At 61.5% G+C, this 23634-nt stretch carries 15 protein-coding genes; 5 read left to right on the forward strand and 10 right to left on the reverse strand.

Going from position 1 to position 23634, the window contains the following annotated elements:
• Positions 1-101 precede the first annotated feature (101 nt).
• The 9 genes from AB4N80_RS02600 to glnE all read right to left on the reverse strand — a co-directional run bounded on the left by AB4N80_RS02600 (position 102) and on the right by glnE (position 11177).
• Positions 102-959 (reverse strand): DUF3800 domain-containing protein, encoded by an 858-nt coding sequence (locus AB4N80_RS02600; RefSeq protein WP_122564991.1) that lies wholly within the window; start codon positions 957-959, stop codon positions 102-104.
• Positions 960-1060: 101 nt separating this feature from the next.
• Positions 1061-2512 carry a lipopolysaccharide kinase InaA family protein gene (locus tag AB4N80_RS02605; RefSeq protein ID WP_122564992.1) on the reverse strand — a complete coding sequence of 484 codons (1452 nt, stop codon included), beginning with the start codon at positions 2510-2512 and terminating at the stop codon, positions 1061-1063.
• A complete protein-coding gene (locus AB4N80_RS02610; protein WP_354338215.1) occupies positions 2512-3264 on the reverse strand; it encodes a lipopolysaccharide kinase InaA family protein in 753 nt (250 codons plus the stop codon). The genes AB4N80_RS02605 and AB4N80_RS02610 overlap by 1 nt, the downstream gene beginning before the upstream one ends.
• A complete protein-coding gene (locus AB4N80_RS02615; RefSeq protein ID WP_305469424.1) occupies positions 3261-3995 on the reverse strand; it encodes a lipopolysaccharide kinase InaA family protein in 735 nt (244 codons plus the stop codon). Before AB4N80_RS02615 ends, AB4N80_RS02610 begins: the two co-directional genes overlap by 4 nt.
• A complete protein-coding gene (rfaP, locus tag AB4N80_RS02620) occupies positions 3995-4801 on the reverse strand; it encodes a lipopolysaccharide core heptose(I) kinase RfaP (protein WP_122564995.1) in 807 nt (268 codons plus the stop codon). The genes AB4N80_RS02615 and rfaP overlap by 1 nt, the downstream gene beginning before the upstream one ends.
• The gene (locus tag AB4N80_RS02625; protein WP_122564996.1) at positions 4798-5922 is read right to left on the reverse strand and encodes a glycosyltransferase family 4 protein; all 1125 of its coding nucleotides are present in this window, start codon (positions 5920-5922) and stop codon (positions 4798-4800) included. The genes rfaP and AB4N80_RS02625 overlap by 4 nt, the downstream gene beginning before the upstream one ends.
• Positions 5922-6980: a lipopolysaccharide heptosyltransferase I gene (waaC, locus tag AB4N80_RS02630; protein ID WP_305469422.1), complete on the reverse strand. Its 1059-nt coding sequence runs from the start codon at positions 6978-6980 to the stop codon at positions 5922-5924. Before waaC ends, AB4N80_RS02625 begins: the two co-directional genes overlap by 1 nt.
• Position 6981: 1 nt before the next feature.
• Positions 6982-8016 (reverse strand): lipopolysaccharide heptosyltransferase II, encoded by a 1035-nt coding sequence (waaF, locus tag AB4N80_RS02635; protein WP_122564998.1) that lies wholly within the window; start codon positions 8014-8016, stop codon positions 6982-6984.
• A gap of 209 nt (positions 8017-8225) precedes the next feature.
• Positions 8226-11177 carry a bifunctional [glutamate--ammonia ligase]-adenylyl-L-tyrosine phosphorylase/[glutamate--ammonia-ligase] adenylyltransferase gene (glnE, locus tag AB4N80_RS02640; protein WP_460080564.1) on the reverse strand — a complete coding sequence of 984 codons (2952 nt, stop codon included), beginning with the start codon at positions 11175-11177 and terminating at the stop codon, positions 8226-8228.
• A 382-nt stretch (positions 11178-11559) separates the two neighbouring features.
• Between glnE and aceE the strand changes: the two genes are divergently transcribed.
• The 5 genes from aceE (at position 11560) to msrA (ending at position 22283) form a co-directional block, all read left to right on the forward strand.
• The gene (aceE, locus tag AB4N80_RS02645) at positions 11560-14205 is read left to right on the forward strand and encodes a pyruvate dehydrogenase (acetyl-transferring), homodimeric type (RefSeq protein ID WP_122565000.1); all 2646 of its coding nucleotides are present in this window, start codon (positions 11560-11562) and stop codon (positions 14203-14205) included.
• Between the two features lie 11 nt (positions 14206-14216).
• Positions 14217-15857: a dihydrolipoyllysine-residue acetyltransferase gene (gene aceF / locus AB4N80_RS02650; RefSeq protein ID WP_460080568.1), complete on the forward strand. Its 1641-nt coding sequence runs from the start codon at positions 14217-14219 to the stop codon at positions 15855-15857.
• Positions 15858-17283: 1426 nt separating this feature from the next.
• Positions 17284-18675, forward strand: a complete 1392-nt coding sequence (locus AB4N80_RS02655; protein WP_122565365.1) for an alkaline phosphatase D family protein — start codon at positions 17284-17286, stop codon at positions 18673-18675.
• A 182-nt stretch (positions 18676-18857) separates the two neighbouring features.
• Positions 18858-21551: a putative bifunctional diguanylate cyclase/phosphodiesterase gene (locus tag AB4N80_RS02660; RefSeq protein ID WP_122565364.1), complete on the forward strand. Its 2694-nt coding sequence runs from the start codon at positions 18858-18860 to the stop codon at positions 21549-21551.
• A gap of 84 nt (positions 21552-21635) precedes the next feature.
• The gene (gene msrA / locus AB4N80_RS02665) at positions 21636-22283 is read left to right on the forward strand and encodes a peptide-methionine (S)-S-oxide reductase MsrA (protein WP_122565363.1); all 648 of its coding nucleotides are present in this window, start codon (positions 21636-21638) and stop codon (positions 22281-22283) included.
• A 495-nt stretch (positions 22284-22778) separates the two neighbouring features.
• Here the strand turns inward: msrA and AB4N80_RS02670 are convergent, their stop codons facing one another.
• Entirely contained in the window at positions 22779-23618 is an 840-nt protein-coding gene (locus AB4N80_RS02670) for a 23S rRNA (adenine(2030)-N(6))-methyltransferase RlmJ (protein ID WP_122565362.1), read from the reverse strand.
• Positions 23619-23634: the final 16 nt, after the last annotated feature.

Below are 23634 nucleotides of genomic sequence, written 5' to 3' on the forward strand. Positions count from 1 at the left end.
GAGTCACCGACTGCACGTCCATTGACAGCTAATGGCAGCCAACATAGACTTCGCGCAAATGGACTGGGGGATCCCGGTCGGCGTCTAAGCCTCGGTGAGTTTCACCGGGGCTTTTCGCTTTCTGGAAGCGGAAATATTTTCAATCCCCAGTTTTCAAAACCTTCTCCGGCCTTGTCACGCCCGCCGCTGCAATAGAACTTGCGCTTGAGCACATCAAAAGCCCGGTTTTCCTGCCCGGCCCGCATGACACTCATACCAATAGGTCTCGCAACGAGATCTGCTAGCTGCAAGCCAGTAGAGTTAACCTGCTTAGTCGCAAAGACAATATCAAACGGAAGTTGAATCCCCATACGATTAGCACCGTCACACATGCGGCGAAACTCCAGCTCGAGCTCGTTGTCCTCTTTTTTCCCTCTTCGCTCGACGATCACATGAGTCAACGCATCGTGCTGGACCTTCTCCTTCAGAAACTCGTAAAGCGTTTCTAGACAGAAGCCCAAAGCAACGTGATATGGGTTATCCGCACCGCCTTGCCTATCACGAAGCCTCGTTTTATCTATAACGCAACTGATCAGAATAAAATTGCTCGCCTCGATGATACTGGTCAGTTCATCAAGAAAGGCATGCTTGTGCTGCCTGGATACAAACAAACTGGAAAAAGCGCCTTTCTCTTTGCGGATTTCCAGCTCATGCAGCCCAATCAGATCATGTCCCATATGATTGAACTTGAACTTCTGCAATGCAGGGATGACCTTCTCACAGTAGTGGCGCTTATGAAACACGCAAAAAGCCAGTACAAACATAGGATAGTTGGGGTCCAGCGTCTGCATGCCATGATCGCCACTCTCATCCACATACACGATGAAATCGCTGAATTTCCCGCTTGGGATGACAGGCTTGTCCTCGCTACCGGGATTTTCAGCCTCAATCTCAAAAAGTGAAAATTGCTGAGCAGGCATTGGATGATCTAGCACGCGTCACGACTCCTTCTCAAGGCGTACTGAACCCACAAAACCAGAACACCTACATGTTGATCCGTTAAATGATGTGTCGCATAAGCTCAAGCTGATACCCCGACCTCTCTAGGCAACCGCCCATCAATCACCCGATACAACGCACTGTCCTGCGGCCAATTGCGCATGAACCGCGCACGATCCCGGGCGTAGGCCGGGGCGAAGCTGGCCTGGGTGCGGTGTTGGCACATGGAGTCGAGGTCGATCAGCGCCCAGCGGTCGTGCTGCCAGAACAGGTTGTGGCCCTTGAAGTCGCCATGGCTGATGCGCTCGCGGATCAGATCGGCGAACAGCCGGTCCAGTGCCAGCAATTCAGGCTCGGGGGCGTTGCCGCTTTCCACATAGGGGGCAAAGCGTTCGATGATGTCGGGGCCCGACAAATGCTCGGTCACCAGATAAGCGCCACGGCGCAGCCACAGGACACGCTTTTCCAGCAAGGCCAGGGGCTTGGGCGTGGCGATGCCGAGAAAGGCCAGGCGATGACCTTCGCGCCAGGAATGCCAGGCGCGGCTCGGGCGCCAGAAGCGCTTGAGCCAGTGAGCGAAGTTCTTGATGTTGTAGCGCTTGATCACCAAGGTGCGACCGTTCGCCTCGACTTTGCCGACGCTGGCCGCGCCGCCGGTCTTGTACAGGTGGCCCTGGTCGAGCAACGCATCGGCCTGCTCCAGCACCGGCGTCATGGCTGCTTCTTCATCCCGCCGGATCGCCCGCAAGCTGAACGCCCCGCGCTGTACGCTGAACAGGCTGCACTCGCGCCCGACTTTTTCGAGGAAATCCTTCAGGCGCCAGGCCTGCACCTTGTCGATCTGTTTTTGCAACGCTTCCATGGGCAGCGCGTGTTCGGCGTTGCCCAACAGGTAGTACACCAACAGCTCTTCATTGAAAGGCTGGAGGGCCTTGGGAAGCTGGGCGAAAAACACCCCCAGGTTCTCCAGGACTTTCTGCCGCGACAACGGTTGCCCCGGGGTCTCAGCGCGGATACCGGCACCGTCGATCAAGTAGAGCTTGCCGTCGTGGCGCAGCAGGTTGTCCAGGTGCAGGTCTTCCTGCCACAGGCCTTTGCCGTGCAGTTGCGCGATGGCGCCGAGGGCTTCGGCCAGCACCGCCGACTGTTCGTCGGCCAGCAAGGGCAGGTTTTCGACCTGTTTCCAGGCATCGCCCAGGCTCTCGGCGTCTTCGAGCAACTCGAACAACAACCAGCCACCTTCAGCCTCGTTCAAGCCATCGGCGAGCAACAACGGCGTCGTCAGCCCTTGCTCCGCCAGCAGGCGCACGCCTTGCAGTTCCCGCTGGAAATGCCGGGCGGCCTTGCTGCCCACCAATAACTTGGCCAGCACTGGCCGGCCACGCCAGACGCCCGCGCCGACATAACGCTGCCCCGGCAACACCCGCAGCAGCGTAAGCAGTTGCAGTTGCGCCGGGCCCGCGGCATCTGCCAGTTCCAGGCTCAGCGGCAGGGTCGGGCTGCGGCCGGCGTTCTTCAATTCGGACAAATGCATCAACGAGCTCCCTTGTGGCTGCGCCGGGCGCTCAGGCGGGTCATCCAGCTGTCGACCAGCCCGGCGTCGAGCGGTTGGTCCAGATAGGTGGACAACAGCTGGCGCACATCGGCATCACTCCAGATGGACGCACGACGCAGCAACGGCTCCAGGTCCTTGACTCGATCACGCTGGCCAAACAGCAGCGGCCGGGTCTTTTCCAGATCGATCAATTGCGCCTGATAACCGTCGGCGGTGGCTTGCAGGAAGATGTGTTTTGGATAGAAGCAGCCGTGCACCTGATGCATGCCGTGCAGGCGCCGCGCCAACTGCCCGCAGGCGTTGAGAATGGTGGTGCGCTGGGTCGCCGTCAGGCTCGGCCAGCGTTGCAACAGCGAGTCCAGGTCGTCCCAGCCATCCAGGGCCCGGGTCAGCAGGATCGCCCGCACCTCGCCGTCCACTTTGCGCTGACCGTAGAACACCGCTTGCAGGGCCGGAATCCCCAACTGCCGATAACGGCTGATGTTGCGAAACTCCCGGGAAAAACTCGGCTCGCCCAAGGGGTGGGACCAGGTCCGGGTCAGGTAGTTGCTCTGGCGCTTGAGGTAATAACCCTGCCCTTCCAGCTCCAGCCGGAACACGCTGCTCCAGCCGTCGCCCGAGGTGTTGGGTTCGTCCACCGCGTCCAGTTGCCGCGCCCACAAGGCCTCGAAGCTGTCCAGGCCATGACGTTGCAACAACGCCCGGTCTTCAGCGGCCAGAAAATCAGTCATTCACGCCCCTCGAAAAATCTCACCACGTGACGGATGCGCTTCTTGTCACACGCATCGAGCCGGTCGCGCTGGCGGTATTGCAGGTAAAAACGCAGGCGCTGTGTGGCCGACAAATGGTATTTGGCCACTTTATCCAGGCACGCCAGATCCTTGGTAATACGGTACTTGAGCCAGAAACCGCGCCAGAAATCCCCGTTCGGGCAGTCGATCAAAAACAGCTGCGAGCGGTCATCGATCAACAGGTTGCGCCACTTCAGGTCGTTATGGGTGAAGCGATGCTCGTGCATGGTCCGCGTGTAACTGGCAAGTTGCCGACTCACACCATCGACCCAGGCGCGGTCAGTCAGCCTCGGATCTTGACGATCGGCCAAAGCCGAGAGGTCTTCGGTATGCGGAAGTTCGCGGGTAATCAGCGCACCACGGGCATAGCTCACACCGTTTCGCTCCAAGCCCCAGCCCACGACTTCGGCGGTGGGAATACCCCATTTGGCGAAGCGCTTGAGGTTCTGCCATTCGGATTTGACCCGTGGCTTGCCCAGGTAGCGCCGCAAGCCTTTGCCGGCGCCGACGTAGCGCTTGACGTAGTAGTTCACGCCGTTTCGCTGCACCCGGATCACCTCTGACAACGGGTCACGGGTCAAGCGCTCCCCTTGCAGCGCGAACACCGCTTCAAGACTGCCAAAATCCTGCGCCAGCTCGGCGTATGCAGGCTCCAGATTCCAACCCGACATCAGAGCGCGTCCCCATACCGCTGCTTGCGGGCATACAGCTTGTTGGCCTTGCCTTCGAGCCAGGCCAGCAACGAAGCCTCTTCGGCGAGGATCCGCCGCAGCGGCTGCTGGAAATAGCCCTTGAGAAAACGCAACTTGTCGCGGCGGGTCAGGCCAATGTCCAGCGCCGAGAAATACAGCGCCGCCAGGTCCTTGTTGCGCCAGCGAGTGGTGATGGCGGGACGGGTCTGGGCGCGGTGCAGGTCGATCACCGAAAGTTTGAAATCTCCAGGCGTCACCGGCTTGTCGGTGTGCAGCAGAAAGTGGCAGATGTAGCAGTCGCGATGGTTGACGCCGGCACGGTGCATCATGCCGGTCATGCGCGCCACTTCGGCGATCAGCGCACGCTTGAGCGTCGGCTGGGGTGGCTGCTTGACCCAATCGATGCTGAAGTCTTCGAGACTGACGGTCGGCGCCAGTTCTTCGGTGACGATGAACGAGTGCTGGTCCGCCGGGTTGCTACCCTTCTCGCCGTAGGCGACCGCGGTCATGGTCGGCACGCCGGCTTCCTGCAAGCGCTGGATCGCCTTCCACTCCTGCCCTGCGCCGAGTACCGGCAGCTTGGCGGTGAACAGGTTCTTGAAAATCTCGCCCCAACCGATGCCACGGTGGATCTTCACGAAAAAGCCGCGACCGTCCACCTCCGTGCGCAAGGTGCGCCGGGCTTCCAGTTCGCGATAGACCTCGCCCTTGAGCCCTTCGACTTCGGCGAACGCATCGCGCCCGGCCCAAAGGCTCTTGAACGGTTCGGCCAGCATCAATTTCATTGTGCGTGCTCCGCCAATATCACATCGGCCGCGTGCTGCGGCATGCTGTAGAGGTCGGCCGTCTCGGCGAAGGCCAGACCGTTGCGACTCCAGGCCGCCCGTGCTTCGGCGTCGTTCAACATGCGCCCCAGGTATTCGGTGAGCTGGGCTTGTTCGAACGGCTCATCCAGCACCAGGCCACTGTCGGCCTCGGCGATGTAATGGGCGTACCCACACACCGCGCTGACCAGCACCGGCAACCCCGCCACCAGTGCTTCGAGCAGCACGGTGCCGGTGTTCTCGTTGTACGCCGGATGGATCAACAGGTCGGCGCCCAGCAGGAAACGCGGGATGTCGCTACGGCCCTTGAGGAACCGCACGTTGTCGCCCAGACCCAGCGCGGCGCTCTGCAGTTGGAATACTTTGGGGTCATCCTGGCCAATTACAAACAGCCGGGTGCGTTTTCGCAGTTCCGCTGGCAGCGCGGCCAGGGCCTTGAGGCTGCGATCCACGCCCTTGGTCTTGAACCCGGAGCCGATCTGCACCAGCAGCAGGTCATCGTCGGCCAACTCGAATTCGGCCCGGAATGCGGCGCGAATTTCATCGGCATCGGCGGGCCGCCGGCGGTCCTGGGCGATGCCCGGCGGCAGTAGGTGAAAGCGTTCCAACGGCGTGCCGTAGTGCTTGATGAACAGCGGCTGCTGGACTTCGGAAATCATCAATACGTCGGTTTTTGCATCCTTGGCGAATACGGCCCGCTCGTACTCGGCGAAATGCCGGTAGCGACCCCAGCGCCGGTACAGCGAATTGCGCAAGTTCTGCGCCTTGTCTTCAAAACAGCCATCAGCGGCGTAGTACACGTCCAGGCCAGGCATTTTGTTGAAGCCGATCAAGCGATCCACCGGACGCTTGGCCAGGTCGGCCTCCATCCACGCGCTGAGCTTCTCGTTGCGGCGATGATTGAACAGCGCCTTGACCGGTGCCACCAGCACCTCGAAGCCGGGCGGCACGTCACCTTCCCAGATCAGCGTGTAGACACGGATCTGGTGACCGCGTCGCTGGCATTCCAGGGCGATGCGCATGAAGTCACGCTGCAGGCCACCGAAGGGGAAGTATTTATAAAGGACAAAAGCCAATTGCATCAGCGCGGCTCCTCAGCCAATAACGTGCTCAGGTGGCTGGCAACACGCTCGGGGTTCAGACGCGTGAAGCACAGGGGCTGCTCGCGTTTCAGGTCAAACCGCCGGGCATCTTCGGCGGTCGGCGGGTAAGTGCATTGCTTCTGCATGCACGGCGCGCATGGGAAATCACTGGCCAGGTGAATCTGGCCCTTGCCATAGGCGCCGGTCAGCACCGGATTGGTCGGGCCGAGCAGAGAAATGGTCGGCACGTCAAGGGCCGCAGCCAAATGCCCGAGGCCGGTGTCCACGGCCACGCAGGCCTGGGCTCCGGCAAGCACCTTGCCCATGCCGCCGAGGTTCAGCTTCGGCAGTACCAAGGCATTGCGCAGCCCGCTGGCGATGCGTTCGGCCCGGGCCTTTTCGGCAGGGTTTCCCCACGGCAGTTTCACCACCACGCCGAACTGGCCCATGCGTTCGGTGAGCTGGCGCCAGTACAGTTCGGGCCAATGCTTGGATTCCCAAGTCGTGCCGTGCAGGAACACCACGTAGGGGTAGGGGCGTGGCAATTCCACCAATCGGTCGATGTCGAGGCCATAACTGCCCTGGGTTTGCGGCAGGTCATAGCCCAGCGCCAAGGCGAACAACTGGCGCACGCGCTCGACCGCGTGTTGACCGCGAGCCACCGCCAGACGTCGGGAATAAAAGCGCGCCGCCAGGGGCTCACGGGCCGAATTCTTATCCAGGCCGGCCACTGGTGCCTTGACGTAACGGGTCAGCCAGGCGCTTTTCAACAGACCCTGGGCGTCAATTACCAAGTCATATTTTTCGGCGCGCACGCTCTGCTTGAAGCGTCGCCACTCGCCACTCTTGATGGTTTGCCAGAGGTTCTTGCGCCAGCGACGGATCGCCACCGGGATGACCTTGTCCACGGCCGGGTGCCAGGTGGGGATTTCGGCAAAGCCTTCTTCCACCACCCAATCGAACTTGATACCCGGAATCGCCCGCGCCGCATCGGTCAGTGCCGGCAGGGTGTGGACCACATCCCCCAGCGACGAGGTCTTGATCAGCAATACCCGCAAGTTACCGAACCTCCACGGGAGTGCCCTGCAAACGCTCCAGGGCCTCGTTCACCGACGGCGGCATGAGTTGGCGCAGGCAGTTGTAATGACCGAAACGGCAGGTGCGGTCGAAGCACGGGCTGCACTCGATGCCCAGGCGCACAACTTCGACCTGGTCGGCCAGCGGCGGCGTGAAGCCTGGCGAGGTGGAACCGTAGACCGCCACCAGCGGGCGGTTCAGGGCTGCGGCCACGTGCATCAGGCCCGAGTCGTTGGACACCACCGAATCGGCGCAGGACAGCAGGTCGATGGCCTCGGCCAGGGACGTGTCGCCGCTGAGGTTCACCGACTCTTCCCGAAGTCCTGGGATCAGCCGCGAGCGGATGTCCTCGCCCACCGGGTGATCTTTTTTCGAGCCGAACAGCCAGACTTGCCAGCCTTCGCGAATCTTCGCCTCGGCCACCTGGGCGTAATGCTCCGCCGGCCAGCGTTTGGATTCGCCGAACTCGGCCCCTGGACACAGGGCCAGCACCGGACGATCCAGGCTCAGGCCGAACTTGGCCAGCGCCGCGTCACGGGTCACCGGGTCGATTTGCAGGCTCGGCCGTGGATAGGGTTTTGGCAATTCGGCACCCGGTGCGTAGGCCAAGGCCATGAAGCGCTCGATCATCAGCGGGTAACGGTCTTTTTCCAGCTTGCGCACGTCATTGAGCAGGCCGTAGCGAAATTCGCCACGCCAGCCGGTGCGCTTGGGAATGCCAGCGAAGAACGGCACCAGCGCCGATTTCAACGAATTGGGCAACAGGATCGCCTGGTCGTACTGACCGGCCAGGGATTTGCCGATCCGTCGACGGGTCGCCAGCTCCAGCGCGCCATGGCCGAGCGGGAAGCTCAAGGCCTTGCGCACTTCGGGCATGCGTTCCAGGATCGGCCGGCTCCACTCGGGGGCCAGGACGTCGATTTCGCACTGCGGATGACGCTGTTTCAGGCACTGGAACAGTGTCTGCGCCATCACCATGTCACCGACCCAACTGGGCCCAACGATCAGAATATTCATGTGCTTTCCAAAAACGATACGGGGAGGCCTACGCCTCCCCGCCTCGAGAATCACTGTGGCTTAGGTCGTTGCCTGTTGCCCTAATCTACAACACACCACCCATCTACTGTGGGAGCGAGCTTGCTCGCGATGAGGCCATCACATCCGGCATCCCAGTTGCCTGACACTCCGCCATCGCGAGCAAGCTCGCTCCCACATTTATTCAATACTCAGCTCAGTCCCAGCTCTCGCCAGATCCGCACTACCTGCCGGCGTTCATCCACGAACTGGTCACCTGCGATCACCCCGGCATCTTTCTGCAAGGCCTGGCGGTGGGCGGCGGAGCGGTAGGCTTTGTAGGCTTCGCGCAACAGCGTGGCATCTTCGGCCGGCATCAACCCGACCTCCTGCAACCCGTCCAGGATGCGGATGTTATCGGTGTAGCGCACCAGCGATGGATGCTCTTGGGACCACGCCAGGGCCGCGTATTGCACCATAAATTCAATATCGACGATACCTCCGGCATCCTGCTTGAGGTCAAAGGGCGCCGTGGCCTCGAAGGCATTCGCCGCGGTCCCGGCGGCGGTGGCCTTGCTGCCCAGGTTGTCGCGCATCTTGGCGCGCATCTCGCTGACCTCCTGACGCAGCGTCGGCAAATCACGCTTGCGCCCCAGTACCTGGGCGCGGACCTTCTCGAACGCCTGGCCCACGTCCTGGCTGCCCACCAGCACACGGGCTCGCACCAACGCCTGATGCTCCCAGGTCCAGGCTTCGTTCTCCTGGTAACGGGCAAACGCCCCGAGGGAACTGACCAGCAACCCCGACGCCCCGGACGGCCGCAGGCGCATGTCCACTTCATACAACTGCCCGGAGTTGGTCTGGGCCGTCAGCAAGTGGATGATCCGCTGGCCGAGGCGGGTGAAAAACTGCGCGCCATCGATAGGTTTCGGCCCATCGGTTTCCGCCAGAGGATCGCCGTCGTGAATGAAGACCAGGTCCAAGTCGGAACCATGCCCCAACTCCAGGCCGCCGACCTTCCCATAACCGACAATAATAAAGCCCGGATCGCACAGGCTGCCGTCAGTACCCAATGGCACGCCGTGCTTGGCGGTCGTCTGGCGCCAGGCCAGGGCCAGCACTTGTTCGAGAATCGCCTCGGCCAGCCAGGTCAGGTAATCGCTGACCTTCATCAGCGGCAGGCTGCCGGCGATTTCCGAGGCCGCTACCCGCAGGCGGTGCGCCAGCTTGAAATGCCGCAACGCCTCCATTTGCTGCTCCAGATCATCCTCGGGAATACGCGTCAGGCGCTCACGCAACTCCGCGGCCAACTCTGGCGCCAGGGGCGGCTTGAACAACCGGCCCTCGTTGAGCAACTCATCGAGCAGCAGCGGGAAACGGGTGATCTGCTCGGCAATCCACGGACTCGCTGCGCACAGCGTCAGCAAGCGCCGCAGGGCGCCGGGGTTTTCCGTCAACAGCACCAGGTAGGCCGAACGGCGGGCCACAGCCTCCACCAAGGGCAGTACCCGCTCCAGCACCAGGTCCGGATCGGCATGTTCCACGGCCTGGGCCAGCAGGCGCGGAATGAACGCATCCAGGCGCTCGCGTCCCAGGCGCTGCATGGCGCGCAGTTGCGGGCTGCCACGCAGGACGGCCAGGGCCTTGAGGGCTTTGGGCGCATCGGTGAAGCCGCCTTCTTCCAACTGACGGCACGCCGCTTCTTCATTTTGGCTGTCTTCCCACAACGGCAACCATTCGCCGCCTACCGCCATTTCGCTTTCGCCGCCCTCTTCTTCATCCGGGTCGGCGATGACCTGGCCGAAGTGCCAGGCCACACGACCGCGCCAGTACATCAGTTGCTCGTGAAAGGCCGACCAGTCGGCGAAACCCAGCATGAACGCAATGCGTGCCTGGTCCTGCGGGCTGTCCGGCAACATCTGGGTCTGGCGGTCGGCGATGGCCTGGATCGCATGCTCGGTATAACGCAGGAACTCATAGCCCTGACGCAACTCATCAACCACCTTGCCCGGCAGGTACCCCTGGCCCTCCAGGGTGCCCAACACTTTGAGCAACGGGCGCTGCTGCAAGCTCAAGTCGCGACCGCCATGAATCAGCTGGAACGCCTGGGCAATGAACTCCACCTCGCGAATGCCGCCCGAGCCCAGCTTGATGTTGTCGGCCATGCCCTTGCGCCGCACCTCCTGCTGGATCAGTTGCTTCATCGTGCGCAGCGCTTCGATGGCGGAAAAATCCAGGTAACGGCGATAGACGAACGGGCGCAGCATGTCGAGCAATTGCGCGCCGGCCACCTGGTCGCCGGCCACTACCCGGGCCTTGATCATGGCGTAGCGTTCCCAGTCGCGCCCCTGATCCTGGTAATACTGTTCCAAGGCATTGAAGCTCAGCACCAACGCACCGGCCGAGCCGTAGGGGCGCAGGCGCATGTCGACACGGAACACGAAACCATCGACGGTCATCGGGTCCAGGGCCTTGATCAGGCGCTGGCCGACGCGGATGAAAAACTCCTGGTTATCCAGCGGCCGTTTGACGCCCACGGTTTCGCCACCCTCGGGGTAGGCGAAGATCAGGTCGATGTCCGACGACAGGTTCAGTTCCACGGCCCCCAGCTTGCCCATGCCCAGAATGACCATCTGCTGCGGTTCGCCGCTGCGCCGTCCGGTGGGCGTGCCGAATTGCTGACTGAGGCGCTGGTACAACCAGTGGTAAGCCTGGTCGATGCAGGTGTCGGCCATGTCCGAAAGATCGCGGCAGGTCTGGACCAGGTCGGCCTGGCGGGTCAGGTCGCGCCAGATGATCCGCACCTGCTGGCGGGTGCGCTGGCGGCGCAGGACGCGGCCCAGTTCGTCTTCGGTTTCGGCGGCCTGCACGGCGGCAGCGATCTGCGCGCGCATTTCATCAGGCGCCAGGCTGCGGTCCAGTTCACCGCTGCGCACCAGTTCCAGCAGCATCACCGGATCACGGACACTCTGCTCGATAACGAAGTCGCTGGCGGCGGCAATACGGTTGAACGCCTCCCAGCGTTGCGGGGTCCATGCCGACAGGCCGTGATCTTCATCGAGCAAGGCGACCGCCGCACGGAACGACTGCTCGGCACGATTGACCAATGACTGGAGAATGACCGGTACCGTTTCCGGTATTGGGGCAAGCGAGGGCAGGCTCATGGTCTATCCTTGATCGGCGCGGGAAAGGCTGGATGTAGTGTTTTTTCAGAAGACACTACCTGATCGACTGTCGAACAAAGATGATAAATAGCTGAAAATCTGATTTTATTGGCAGCCGGCATCAAGTTTTTACCTGTTCTAGTTGGCTAAAGACCAACAGTAACGATTATTCTCACAACGAAATGAGGGGCCACGAGCCGCTCAGGTGTAGTTTTACTACTCGTCTATACATTCGAAAGGCTGAAACGGCCGACGATTTGTAGTAAAACTACACGCCGCCGAAACAACCTTCGGCAATCCAAGAATTTATATCGTCTGCCCACAAGGCCAGTCGCAAACTCAGGCAACCGATTCTGGTAGCCTTTCCGCCCTGGAGCAAGCCATGCAAGACCTCGATCCCGTCGAAACCCAGGAATGGCTGGACGCCCTGGAATCGGTTCTCGACAAAGAAGGCGAAGACCGTGCTCATTATCTGATGACCCGTATGGGCGAACTCGCGACCCGCAGCGGCTCGCAACTGCCCTACGCCATCACCACGCCGTACCGCAACACGATCCCCGTTACCCACGAAGCACGCATGCCTGGCGACCTGTTCATGGAACGCCGCATTCGCTCGCTGGTACGCTGGAACGCGTTGGCCATGGTCATGCGTACCAACCTGAAAGATTCTGACCTGGGCGGTCACATCTCCAGCTTCGCCTCCAGCGCGACGCTGTATGACATCGGCTTCAACTATTTCTTCCAGGCCCCGACCGACGAACACGGCGGCGACCTGATCTACTTCCAGGGTCACGCATCGCCAGGCGTCTACGCCCGTGCGTTCATGGAAGGCCGCATCACCGAAGACCAGATGAACAACTTCCGCCAGGAAGTGGACGGCAACGGCCTGTCCTCGTACCCGCACCCTTGGCTGATGCCTGATTTCTGGCAGTTCCCGACCGTTTCCATGGGCCTGGGCCCGATCCAGGCGATCTACCAGGCGCGCTTCATGAAGTACCTGGAAGCCCGTGGCTTCATCCAGCCAGGCAAGCAGAAAGTCTGGTGCTTCATGGGCGACGGCGAGTGCGACGAGCCGGAATCCCTGGGCGCGATCTCCCTGGCCGGCCGCGAGAAGCTGGACAACCTGATCTTCGTCATCAACTGCAACCTGCAGCGCCTCGACGGCCCGGTTCGCGGCAACGCCAAGATCATCCAGGAACTCGAAGGCGTGTTCCGTGGTGCCCAGTGGAACGTCAACAAAGTCATCTGGGGCCGTTTCTGGGACCCACTGCTGGCCAAGGACGTCGACGGCATCCTGCAACGCCGCATGGACGAAGTCATCGACGGCGAGTACCAGAACTACAAGGCCAAGGACGGCGCGTTCGTCCGCGAGCACTTCTTCAACTCGCCTGAACTCAAGGCCATGGTCGCCGACCTGTCCGACGACGAGATCTGGAAGCTCAACCGTGGCGGCCACGACCCGTACAAGGTCTACGCGGCGTACCACCAGGCGGTCAACCACAAAGAGCAGCCGACCGTCATCCTGGCCAAGACCATCAAGGGTTATGGCACCGGTGCCGGCGAAGCGAAGAACACCGCGCACAACACCAAGAAAGTCGATGTCGACAGCCTGAAGTTGTTCCGCGACCGCTTCGACATTCCGGTCAAGGACAGCGAGCTGGAAAACCTGCCGTTCTTCAAGCCCGAAGAAGGCAGCGCCGAAGCCCGTTACCTGGCCGAGCGCCGTGCCGCACTGGGTGGTTTCGTGCCCCAGCGTCGCGCCAAGAGCTTCAGCATCCCGACCCCGCCACTGGAGACCCTCAAGGCGATCCTGGACGGTTCGGGCGACCGTGAAATCTCCACCACCATGGCCTTCGTGCGGATCCTTGCGCAACTGGTCAAGGACAAGGAAATCGGCCAGCGCATCGTCCCGATCATCCCGGACGAAGCTCGTACCTTCGGTATGGAAGGCATGTTCCGTCAGTTGGGCATCTACTCGTCCGTCGGCCAGCTCTACGAGCCAGTCGATAAAGACCAGGTGATGTTCTACCGCGAAGACAAGAAGGGCCAGATCCTCGAAGAAGGCATCAACGAAGCGGGCGCCATGAGCTCCTTCATTGCCGCCGGTACTTCGTACTCCAGCCACAACCAGCCGATGCTGCCGTTCTACATCTTCTACTCGATGTTCGGCTTCCAGCGTATTGGCGACCTGGCCTGGGCCGCTGGCGACAGCCGTACCCGTGGCTTCCTGATCGGCGGCACCGCCGGCCGCACCACGCTGAACGGTGAAGGCCTGCAGCACGAAGACGGCCACAGCCACATGCTGGCCGGGACCATCCCGAACTGCCGCACCTATGATCCGACCTACGGCTACGAGCTGGCGGTGATCATCCAGGACGGCATGAAGAAGATGACCGAAGAGCAACAGGACGTTTTCTACTACATCACCGTGATGAACGAGTCCTACCAGCAGCCAGCCATGCCGGCCGGTGTCGAGGCTGGCATCGTCAAGGGCATGTACCTGCTCGAGGAAGACACCCGCGAAGCGGCGCACCACGTCCAGTTGATGGGCTCGGGCACCATCCTGCGCGAAGTGCGCGAGGCTGCGAAGATCCTGCGTGAAGAATTCAACGTCGGCGCCGACGTCTGGAGCGTCACCAGCTTCAACGAACTGCGTCGCGACGGCCTGGCCGTAGAGCGCAGCAACCGCCTGCACCCTGGCCAGAAGCCAAAGCTGAGCTACGTCGAAGAATGCCTGAACGGCCGCAAAGGTCCGGTCATCGCCTCTACCGACTACATGAAGCTGTTCGCCGAGCAGATCCGCCAGTGGGTTCCATCCAAGGAATTCAAAGTGCTGGGCACCGACGGTTTCGGCCGTAGCGACAGCCGCAAGAAGCTGCGTCACTTCTTCGAAGTCGACCGTAAGTTCGTTGTGTTGGCAGCCCTGGAAGCCCTGGCTGACCGTGGCGATATCGAACCTAAAGTGGTGGCCGAGGCCATCGTCAAGTTCGGCATCGATCCAGAAAAACGCAACCCACTGGACTGCTGAGGAGAATTTTCGTGAGCGAACTCATTCGCGTACCTGACATCGGCAGCGGTGAAGGTGAAGTAATTGAACTGTTTGTGAAGGTCGGCGACCGTATCGAAGCCGACCAGAGCATCCTGACGCTTGAATCGGACAAGGCCAGCATGGAAGTGCCTGCGCCGAAGGCCGGTGTCATCAAGAGCCTGAAAGTGAAGCTGGGCGACCGCCTGAAAGAAGGCGACGAACTGCTGGAGCTGGAAGTCGAGGGCGCCGCTGCGGCGCCTGAAGCGCCCGCCCCTGCCGCTGCCCCGGCCGCCGCTGAAAAGCCTGCCGCCGCACCGGCTGCCGAAGCGGCTCCCGCGCCCGCCGCTGCGCCTGCCGCGGCCACGGTCCAGGACATTCATGTTCCGGACATCGGTTCGTCGGGCAAGGCCAAGATCATCGAAGTGCTGGTCAAGGTCGGCGACACCGTCGAAGCCGACCAGTCGCTGATCACCCTGGAATCCGACAAGGCCAGCATGGAAATCCCATCGCCGGCCGCCGGTGTGGTGGAAAGCGTCGAGATCAAGTTGGAAGACGAAGTTGGCACCGGTGACCTGATCCTGAAGCTGAAAGTAGCTGGTGCTTCGGCACCTGCCGCGCCAGCCCAGGCCGCTGCTCCTGCCGCCAAGGCTGAAGCAGCTCCAGCGCCAGCCGCCGCTCCCGCGGCCAAAGCCGAAGCAGCGCCTGCCCCTGTCGCCGCCGCGCCGGCGCCAAGCGGTGCCAAGGTGCACGCCGGCCCTGCGGTGCGTCAGTTGGCCCGTGAATTCGGTGTCGAGCTGTCGGCCGTCGGCCCAAGCGGCCCACACGGTCGTGTGCTCAAGGAAGACGTGCAAGCCTACGTCAAGGCCATGATGCAGAAGGCCAAGAACGCACCGGCCGAAGGCGCCACCGGCGGCGCGGGCATCCCGCCGATCCCGGCGGTGGACTTCAGCCGCTTCGGCGAAACCGAAGAAGTGGCCATGACTCGCCTGATGCAGATCGGCGCGTCGAGCCTGCACCGCAGCTGGCTGAACATTCCCCACGTGACTCAGTTCGACCAGGCTGACATCACCGAGCTGGAAGCTTTCCGCGTCGCGCAGAAAGCCGTGGCGGAAAAGGCCGGCGTGAAGCTGACCGTGCTGCCCCTGCTGCTCAAGGCCTGTGCGCACCTGCTCAAGGAACTGCCGGACTTCAACGCCTCCCTGGCCCCAAGCGGCAAGGCTGTGATCCGCAAGAAATACGTGCACATCGGCTTTGCCGTCGACACCCCGGAAGGCCTGCTGGTACCGGTCATCCGCAACGTCGATCAGAAGAGCCTGCTGCAACTGGCTGCCGAAGCCGCTGCCCTGGCCGAAAAAGCCCGGAACAAGAAGCTCACCGCCGACGACATGCAAGGCGCCTGCTTCACCATCTCCAGTCTCGGCCACATTGGCGGCACCGGCTTCACGCCGATCGTCAACGCGCCGGAAGTGGCGATCCTGGGTGTTTCCAAGGCCACCATCCAGCCGGTCTGGGACGGTAAAGCCTTCCAGCCGAAGCTGATGCTGCCTCTGTCGCTGTCCTACGATCACCGTGTGATCAACGGCGCCGCCGCGGCACGCTTCACCAAGCGCTTGAGCGACTTGCTGGGCGACATCCGCACCATCCTGCTGTAACACCGGGCGGCCCTCCCTTGGGGGAGGGCCATTCGGCGCATCGTTTTCCGAGCGCCACGCTCGTACCTCAACCCCGTCCGTTTGGCGGGGCTTTTTTTTGCCTGGAATTCAGGCCGGGTATATGGGTATTGGATGTGCCGGCCTCATCGAGAGCAGGCTCGCTCCCACAATGGATTTGCGGTGCGGCACAGTACCTGAAACTGATGAAGCCCTGTGGGTGCTGTTCACTTAGGAAAAGTGGCGTTTTTTCAGAAATGGAAAGCGTCGTTTTTTGGAAAAATCTACTCGCCTTTTTCCGGGCAGGTGGTGTGTATATCCATTGCTGCGGTAACGGCTGCTGGCGGTTCCGCTCTTACAGCGGGTCACTTTTGAAGAGCCCGGAAGCCGGCCCAGTCAAAAGTAACCAAAACGCTTTTGCCCCACCACTCGGTGCCTCGCCTAGGCTCGGCATGCCTGAACGAAGGCATTGCTCCGTGGGCCGCCGCGAAGGGCCATCCATGGCCCAGCGCGGCTAACCCGGCATCCATGCCGGGTTGCCCACTGCGCAATACCTTCGTTCAGCCAGCGTGGTTAACGGGGCGCCCGAGATCAACGTCCACGGCGAGGCGGCCTGATAGCCGACCTGGCTCTTGGTTGGGACCGCGTTCCTCCTGTGGGAGCGGGCTTGCTCGCGAAGGCGGTGGGTCAGTTTGCGGTGATGTTGGGTGTGCCGACGGCATCGCGAGCAAGCTCGCTCCCACAGGGGATCTTGGGTGTTCATGAGTCTTGTGTTCACCACAGGCCCACTGTGGGAGCGAGCTTGCTCGCGATAGCGGTGGCTCAACCACATAGGGCCGGCATGTGCCCCGCTCTTGCTCTTGCTTTGGCTCTTGATCTTGATCTGGACGCCCCGTTAAACCACGCTGGCCGAACGCAGGCATTGCGCAGTGGGCATCCCGGCATGGATGCCGGGATAGCCGCGCTGGGCCATGGATGGCCCTTCGCGGCGGGCCCACGGAGCAATGCCGGAGTGAGGGCACACCGAGCCTTAGCGAGGTGCCGAGTGGTGGGGCAAAGCGCTTTTGGTTACTTTTGGCGCTCTTCCAAAAGTGACCCGCCGTAAGGGCGGAACCATAAGCAGCCGTTACCGCAGAAACGGATATACACACCAACCCACGCCTTTCGGAACACATAATCAGAGTCGTCAATAACGACTTAGTGAACAGCATCACCTGTGGAAGCGAGCCCACTCGCGAAAGCGATATGTCAGGGCAACCCGGCATTTTCCTACCCCGCAAGCTTCAAATGACTACGTCCCCTGTTAGTCATTACCCACAGCCTGCGCCCCCTACCCTATCGATATTTATGGCGCGCCGGGCTTTAGCATCAAACCGTCAGGCCACTTGATGCCTGCACCCACCGACTAAAACTTCGAATGGATTCGAATATGTTCAAACCTACCGTCGGCCCCATTGTCGGGCACACGACCACCGATCACGCCCGGATATTCCTGCGCGGCGATCACGGCAACAACCGGGTATTTGCCGGCATTCGCCACCGGCGCCGAGGGGACACCCGTTGGTCAAAAGGGCACTTCGTCCAATTGAAGGCATACCGCGACATGTCCGATGTCATCGTATTGAAAGGCCTTCAACCCGACACCGCCTACGAATACCAGGCCGGCTGGCTCAGCCCCTTGAGCCCGACCCATACCGTGGAAACCATCCAGGAACTGCCGCTGCAATGGCCCCGCAACACCTACTGTTTGCGCACGCCGGCCGATAAAACCGATGCACCACGGGCTTATATCGTGGGTTCATGTCGCTACTTGCGGATCGCCGCCAGCACCCCGTTACTCCCCAGCCTTGGGGATCGCACCTTTGCCGGCATCAATCGCGTCGTCGAACAGGCCGACCCGCCGATCAGCGCGGTGTTGATGACCGGAGACCAGGTTTATCTCGATGACTTGAATATCATCGGCCCGGACCGAACCTATAAACACATCCTTTTCAGATACCGATCGGTATTTACCCAGCCGCACATCAGAAAACTGATGTCTGGCACGCCGACCTACATGATCCTCGACGACCACGAAATCGAAGACAACTGGCCCGCCAGGAAAACCGACCACGATGATGTCCTGTATGCCAATGCCATGAGCGCTTATGGGCTTTACCAGGCCAGCCATGGGCCCGCCCATGAACTGTCGAGCGACGGAACATTGAACAAGTCGTTGGCCCGCTACTGGTACACCTTTGCCCATGGCGATATCCACTGGTTCGTCACCGACAGCCGGACGCAACGCAACCTGTCGGCGGACGATCGGCGCATCCTCGACGCGGAACAGGAACGGTCCCTGCTCGAGTGGCTCGTCAGCAGCCCCGCACGGGTCAAGCTCGTCGTCACCAGCGTGATGTTTTTCCCTGACAGCCAGCGCAACGACGGCGATGCCTGGCAGGCCTTCCCGGAACAACGTCTGCGCCTGTTGGAGACCATCCGCCGCCATCGGATCAAAAACGTGGTGTTCATCTCGGGTGACGTCCACGGTTCCATGACCAGCCGCCTGCGTCACAGCCAGGATCCTGATTTCGAGGTCAACACCGTCGTTTCATCGCCGTTCTACAACAGCAAACTGCTGCCTTTTGCAAAAGCCGCGGATTTTATTTTCCACAGGTCCATGGCCCGCACGGACAGCGGTGAGTACCGCTATGAACTGACCAGCGAAGTGGTGAGCCGGGACAACTTCGCCCGCCTGCAGGTCACGGCGCAGAGCCTTCAAGTCACCTTCCACGACCGTGACGGCGGGCCCTTGCAGACGGTCGATATCCCGCTGCGATGAACTTCCATGCCCTCTGATCGGCCGGCGACTGGAGAAATCCCGTTGTCGGCCGATAAAAGGTTTATAGCACTTGGCCTTCATCTCTCTTGTCAGCCAGTGCCGCAATGATGCAACCTTGCGCCAATCCGTAATAACGAGGGCGTCAGCCCGGCGCGATCAGCATTTTCGAAGCGAGTTTCCCCATGAAAAGCCAACCCGATGCCGCCAGCCGTATGGCGGCCGAGGTAGTGACGCAGTTACCGGTGCCCGCGCGGCTCGGTATGCTGCGTTTCGAACGGCTGAATGAAGCTAGCTGGGCGCTGTTGTTTCTCGACCCCAACTGCGAGCGACACTTCGGCCTGCCGGCGGTAGAGCTGTGCTCGCTGGTCAGTTCGCCCTACGCCAGCCTGATGGAACCCGAAGCGCGCTATCAATTGCACGACGCCATCCAGCAACAATTGGCCCAGGCCGCGCATTACCAGATTCGTTACACGCTCCACACCGCCAAGGGCCCGATGAATGTGCTGGAAACGGGCGAAGCCTACAAGCAGCACAATCGTCACCTGCTGCGCGGCTACCTGCTGGTGGTGGACAATTTGCTGCAAAGCGAACCCTCCATGCCGGCCCTGGACCTAGAAACCCAGAACTCGCGCCTGCAGATCGCCCTGGAACTGAACCAGCGCGCCCAGCAAGAGCAGCTCCAGCACCTGGACCGGGTACGTGCCCAACAGGACCTGATCCTGCTGCTGACCCGTCAACGCTACAGCGCCAACAACTCCCTGCTCGAAGCGGCCGAACTCATCACCCGCAGCGCCTGTGACATCTACCAGATCGACTGCGCCAGTATCTGGAATCTGGACGATGGCCAACTGGTGCCGATTTCCGCGTACAACCGCGCGTCCCAGGAGTACTTCCTGCCGACGGTCATCGACGTCAACGAGTTTCCCGACTACATGGAGGCGCTGCAGACCTGCCGCGCCATCGACGCCCACAATGCGATGCGCGACCCGCGTACCCGGGAACTGGCCGAGAGCCTGCGCGCCCGCGACGTCAACGCCATTCTCGACGCCAGCGTGCGTATCGACGGCCAGGTAGTAGGCGTGCTGTGCCTGGAACAAGTGGGCGTCACCCGCGCCTGGCAATCGGATGAGATCGCCTTTGCCGGCGAGCTGGCGGACCAGTTCGCCCAGGTCATCAACAACCACAACCGCCGCACCGCCACCAGCGCCCTGCACCTGTTCCAGCGCGCCGTGGAGCAGAGCGCCAACGCGTTCCTGCTGGTCAATTGCGACGGTGTGGTGGAGTACGTCAACCCGAGCTTCACCGCGATCACCCAATACACCACCGAGGAAGTCCACGGCCAACGCCTCTCGGAACTGCCGGCCCTGGAAAACCTCAGCGAGCTGCTGTTCGACGCGCCCTCGGCGCTGGCTCAAAGCAATAGCTGGCAGGGCGAGTTCAAGAGCCGGCGCAAGAACCTGGAACCCTACTGGGGCCAGCTGTCGATTTCCAAGGTGTATGGCGACAACCGCGAGCTGACCCACTACATCGGCATCTACGAAGACATCACCCAGACCAAGCTGGCCCAGCAGCGCATCGAGCGCCTGGCCTACACCGACAATCTGACTAACCTGGGCAACCGCCCGGCGTTCATTCGCAACCTCGATGAACGCTTCGCCCGGGACAGTGATTCGCCCATCAGCCTGCTACTGGTGGACATCGACAACTTCAAGCGTATCAACGACAGCCTCGGCCACCAGACCGGTGACAAGCTGCTGATCAGCCTGGCCCGGCGCCTGCGCAACAGCCTGAGCCCCAGCGGCAGCCTGGCGCGATTCGCCAGTAACGAGTTCGCCGTGCTGTTGGACGACACGAGCCTGGAAGCCGGGCAGCAAATCGCCAGCCAATTGCTGATGACCCTCGACAAACCGATGTTCGTCGACAACCAGCTGATCAGCGTGACCGGTTCCGTGGGCCTGGCCTGCGCGCCGCTGCACGGCCGTGATCCGCAGACCCTGATGCGCAACGCCGGCCTCGCCCTGCACAAGGCCAAGGCCAACGGCAAGCATCAGGTCCAGGTGTTCACCGAGGCGCTGAACGCCGAGGCCAGCTACAAACTGTTTGTCGAAAACAACCTGCGCCGCGCCCTGACCCAGAACGAACTGGACGTGTTCTACCAGCCCAAGTTGTGCCTGCGCAGCGGCCGCCTGCTGGGCATGGAGGCGTTGCTGCGCTGGAACCATCCGGAAAAGGGCATGATCCGCCCGGACCAGTTCATCAGCGTGGCCGAAGAAACCGGCCTGATCATCCCCATCGGCAAATGGATCGCCCGCCAGGCTTGCCGCATGAGCAAGCAATTGACCGCCGCCGGCCTGGGCAACCTGCAAGTGGCGATCAACCTGTCGCCCAAGCAGTTCTCCGACCCGGACCTGGTCGCCTCCATCGCCAGCATCCTCAAGGAGGAACAACTGCCGGCCCGGCTGCTGGAACTGGAGCTGACCGAAGGCCTGCTGCTGGAAGCCACCGAAGACACCCACTTGCAGCTCGACCAGCTCAAGCGCCTGGGGCTGACCCTGGCCATGGACGACTTCGGCACCGGGTATTCATCCCTGAGCTACCTGAAGAAATTCCCGATCGACATCATCAAGATCGATCGCAGCTTCATCCATGAGATCCCGGACAACCAGGACGACATGGAAATCACCTCGGCGGTGATCGCCATGGCTCACAACCTGAAACTCAAGGTCGTGGCCGAAGGCATCGAAACCGCCCAGCAACTGACGTTCCTGCGGCGTCACCGTTGCGACGTCGGCCAGGGCTACCTGTTCGACCGGCCAATCCCCGGCGCGGAGCTGATCGACAAGCTCAAGCGCTACCCGCGCGGGCCTCTGGTCTGACAGCAGCGTATAGCTTGCGGCGGCTTTTCTGAGGCACACTGACGGTCTATGTCGCTCAATTCAATCTGACTGAGAGGACTGATCATGGTCTTGCGCTCGGAAATCCTGGTGAATAAAAACGTGCTACCTACTCAAGAACAAGCCCTGCCTGGCCGTGAAACCCCCATGACCGTGCCGGACAAACACTTCGTCCACGACGCGCCCCTGCTGGGCCCGTTTGCCATGGACGTGGACTTCGCGATCTTCGGCCTCGGCTGCTTCTGGGGCGCGGAGCGCAAGTTCTGGCAGCGCGAAGGCGTGGTCAGTACAGCGGTGGGTTACGCCGGGGGGTTCACGCCAAACCCAACGTATGAAGAAGTCTGCTCGGGCCTTACCGGCCACAGCGAAGTGGTGCTGGTGGTCTACGAGCCAGCGAAAGTCAGCTACGAACAGCTGTTGAAGATGTTCTGGGAACTGCACAACCCGACCCAGGGCATGCGCCAGGGGAACGACATCGGCACCCAGTACCGTTCGGTGATCTACGCCACCAACCCGACCCAACTGGCGGCGGCCAGACACAGCGAGCAAGTCTTCCAGGCCGAGTTGACCAAGGCCGGCAAAGGCACCATCACGACCGAAATCGAAGAGGCGCCGACCTTCTACTTCGCCGAGGCCTATCACCAGCAGTACCTGGCGAAGAACCCGGAAGGCTATTGCGGGATCGGCGGGACCGGCGTGACGTGCCCGATCTGACTTTCTGGCTCCAGATCCAGTGTGGGAGCTGAGCCTGTGGGAGCAAGGCTTGCCCGCGATGCGGCGGCACATTCAACATCGATGCAGCTGAACCACCGTCATCGCGAGCAAGCTCAGCTCCCACAGGAAATTTTGTCACTTGCAGTTCTGTGAACACCCCACAACCCATGTGGGAGCGAGCTTGCTCGCGATGCAACGGCACATTCAACATCGATGCAGCTGAACCACCGTCATCGCGAGCAAGCTCGGCCCCCACAGGAATTTGTGTCACTTGCAGTTCTGTGAACACCCCACAACCCATGTGGGAGCGAGCTTGCTCGCGATGCGACGGCACATTCAACATCGATGCAGCTGAACCACCGTCATCGCGAGCAAGCTCGGCTCCCACAAGGATTTGTGGCAGTTACAGTTCTGTGAACACCCCCGCAACTTATGTGGGAGCAGCTTGCTCGCGAAGGCGTCCTTCCTGACGACCTGACTGCATCGGCTCAACGATCAACTTTCAGCGATCAACCAATCCATCTGCCACCCGCCCTGGGTCTGCCCCAGCTTTTTCGACAGCCACGGCAGCAGCTCGCGCAACTCTTCTTCCAGCCCCCACGGCGGATTGGCAATCGCCAGGCCGGAGCCGTTCAGGCTGTTGGGCGTCGCCAGTGGGTGCACCAGCAGCTCCACCCGCAACAGCTTCGGCGCGCCGGTGCCGGCCAGGTCCTGGTAGAAGCGGCGCAACATCCGCTGGTCCTTCACCGGGTACCAGATGGCCGCCACCGTCTGACGCATCCGGCCAATGGCCTCCTTGAGCGAGGCGGCGCAGCGCTGCATCTCGTCAAGCTGCTCGAAGGGTGGATCGATCAGCATCAGCGCACGCTTTTGCGCCACCGGCAGCAACGCCCGCGGCACATGCCAGCCCTCACCCAAGTGCACCGCCACGCGACGGTCGCCTTTCATGTTGTCCTTGAGCAACACGCCGTCTTCCGGGTGTTTCTCGTTGAGCAGCACACGGTCCTGCGGTCGAGTCAGGCGCCGCGCCAGTTCCGGCGAGCCCGGGTAGTAGCGCAGTTGCCCGTCCGGGTTCATCTCGTGCAGCACTTTCATGTAGTCGGCAGTCAACGGCGGCAGGTCGCCCTCGCCCCACAACCGCGCAATGCCTTCCAGGTACTCACCGGTACGGTTGGCCTGGTCACCCTGCAAGTCGTACAGCCCGATGCCCGCATGGGTATCGAGGTAGGTGAAGGGCTGTTCCTTGCGCGACATCAACGCGATGAGTCGGGTCAGGGTCAGGTGTTTGAACACGTCGGCGTGATTGCCGGCGTGGAAGGCGTGGCGATAATTCATGGCGGCTCCTGCGAAG

The sequence above is a fragment of the Pseudomonas sp. H3_A02 genome, from assembly GCF_054671965.1.

Bases quoted from the DNA above. Each gene is read 5' to 3' on its own strand.
- glnE (WP_460080564.1), bottom strand. From the start codon at position 11,177: ATGAGCCTGCCCTCGCTTGCCCCAATACCGGAAACGGTACCGGTCATT.
- waaF (WP_122564998.1), bottom strand. From the start codon at position 8,016: ATGAATATTCTGATCGTTGGGCCCAGTTGGGTCGGTGACATGGTGATG.
- aceE (WP_122565000.1), top strand. From the start codon at position 11,560: ATGCAAGACCTCGATCCCGTCGAAACCCAGGAATGGCTGGACGCCCTG.
- msrA (WP_122565363.1), top strand. From the start codon at position 21,636: ATGGTCTTGCGCTCGGAAATCCTGGTGAATAAAAACGTGCTACCTACT.
- AB4N80_RS02625 (WP_122564996.1), bottom strand. From the start codon at position 5,922: ATGCAATTGGCTTTTGTCCTTTATAAATACTTCCCCTTCGGTGGCCTG.
- AB4N80_RS02610 (WP_354338215.1), bottom strand. From the start codon at position 3,264: ATGACTGATTTTCTGGCCGCTGAAGACCGGGCGTTGTTGCAACGTCAT.
- AB4N80_RS02670 (WP_122565362.1), bottom strand. From the start codon at position 23,618: ATGAATTATCGCCACGCCTTCCACGCCGGCAATCACGCCGACGTGTTC.
- rfaP (WP_122564995.1), bottom strand. From the start codon at position 4,801: ATGAAATTGATGCTGGCCGAACCGTTCAAGAGCCTTTGGGCCGGGCGC.
- AB4N80_RS02605 (WP_122564992.1), bottom strand. From the start codon at position 2,512: ATGCATTTGTCCGAATTGAAGAACGCCGGCCGCAGCCCGACCCTGCCG.
- AB4N80_RS02615 (WP_305469424.1), bottom strand. From the start codon at position 3,995: ATGTCGGGTTGGAATCTGGAGCCTGCATACGCCGAGCTGGCGCAGGAT.
- AB4N80_RS02600 (WP_122564991.1), bottom strand. From the start codon at position 959: ATGCCTGCTCAGCAATTTTCACTTTTTGAGATTGAGGCTGAAAATCCC.
- AB4N80_RS02660 (WP_122565364.1), top strand. From the start codon at position 18,858: ATGAAAAGCCAACCCGATGCCGCCAGCCGTATGGCGGCCGAGGTAGTG.
- AB4N80_RS02655 (WP_122565365.1), top strand. From the start codon at position 17,284: ATGTTCAAACCTACCGTCGGCCCCATTGTCGGGCACACGACCACCGAT.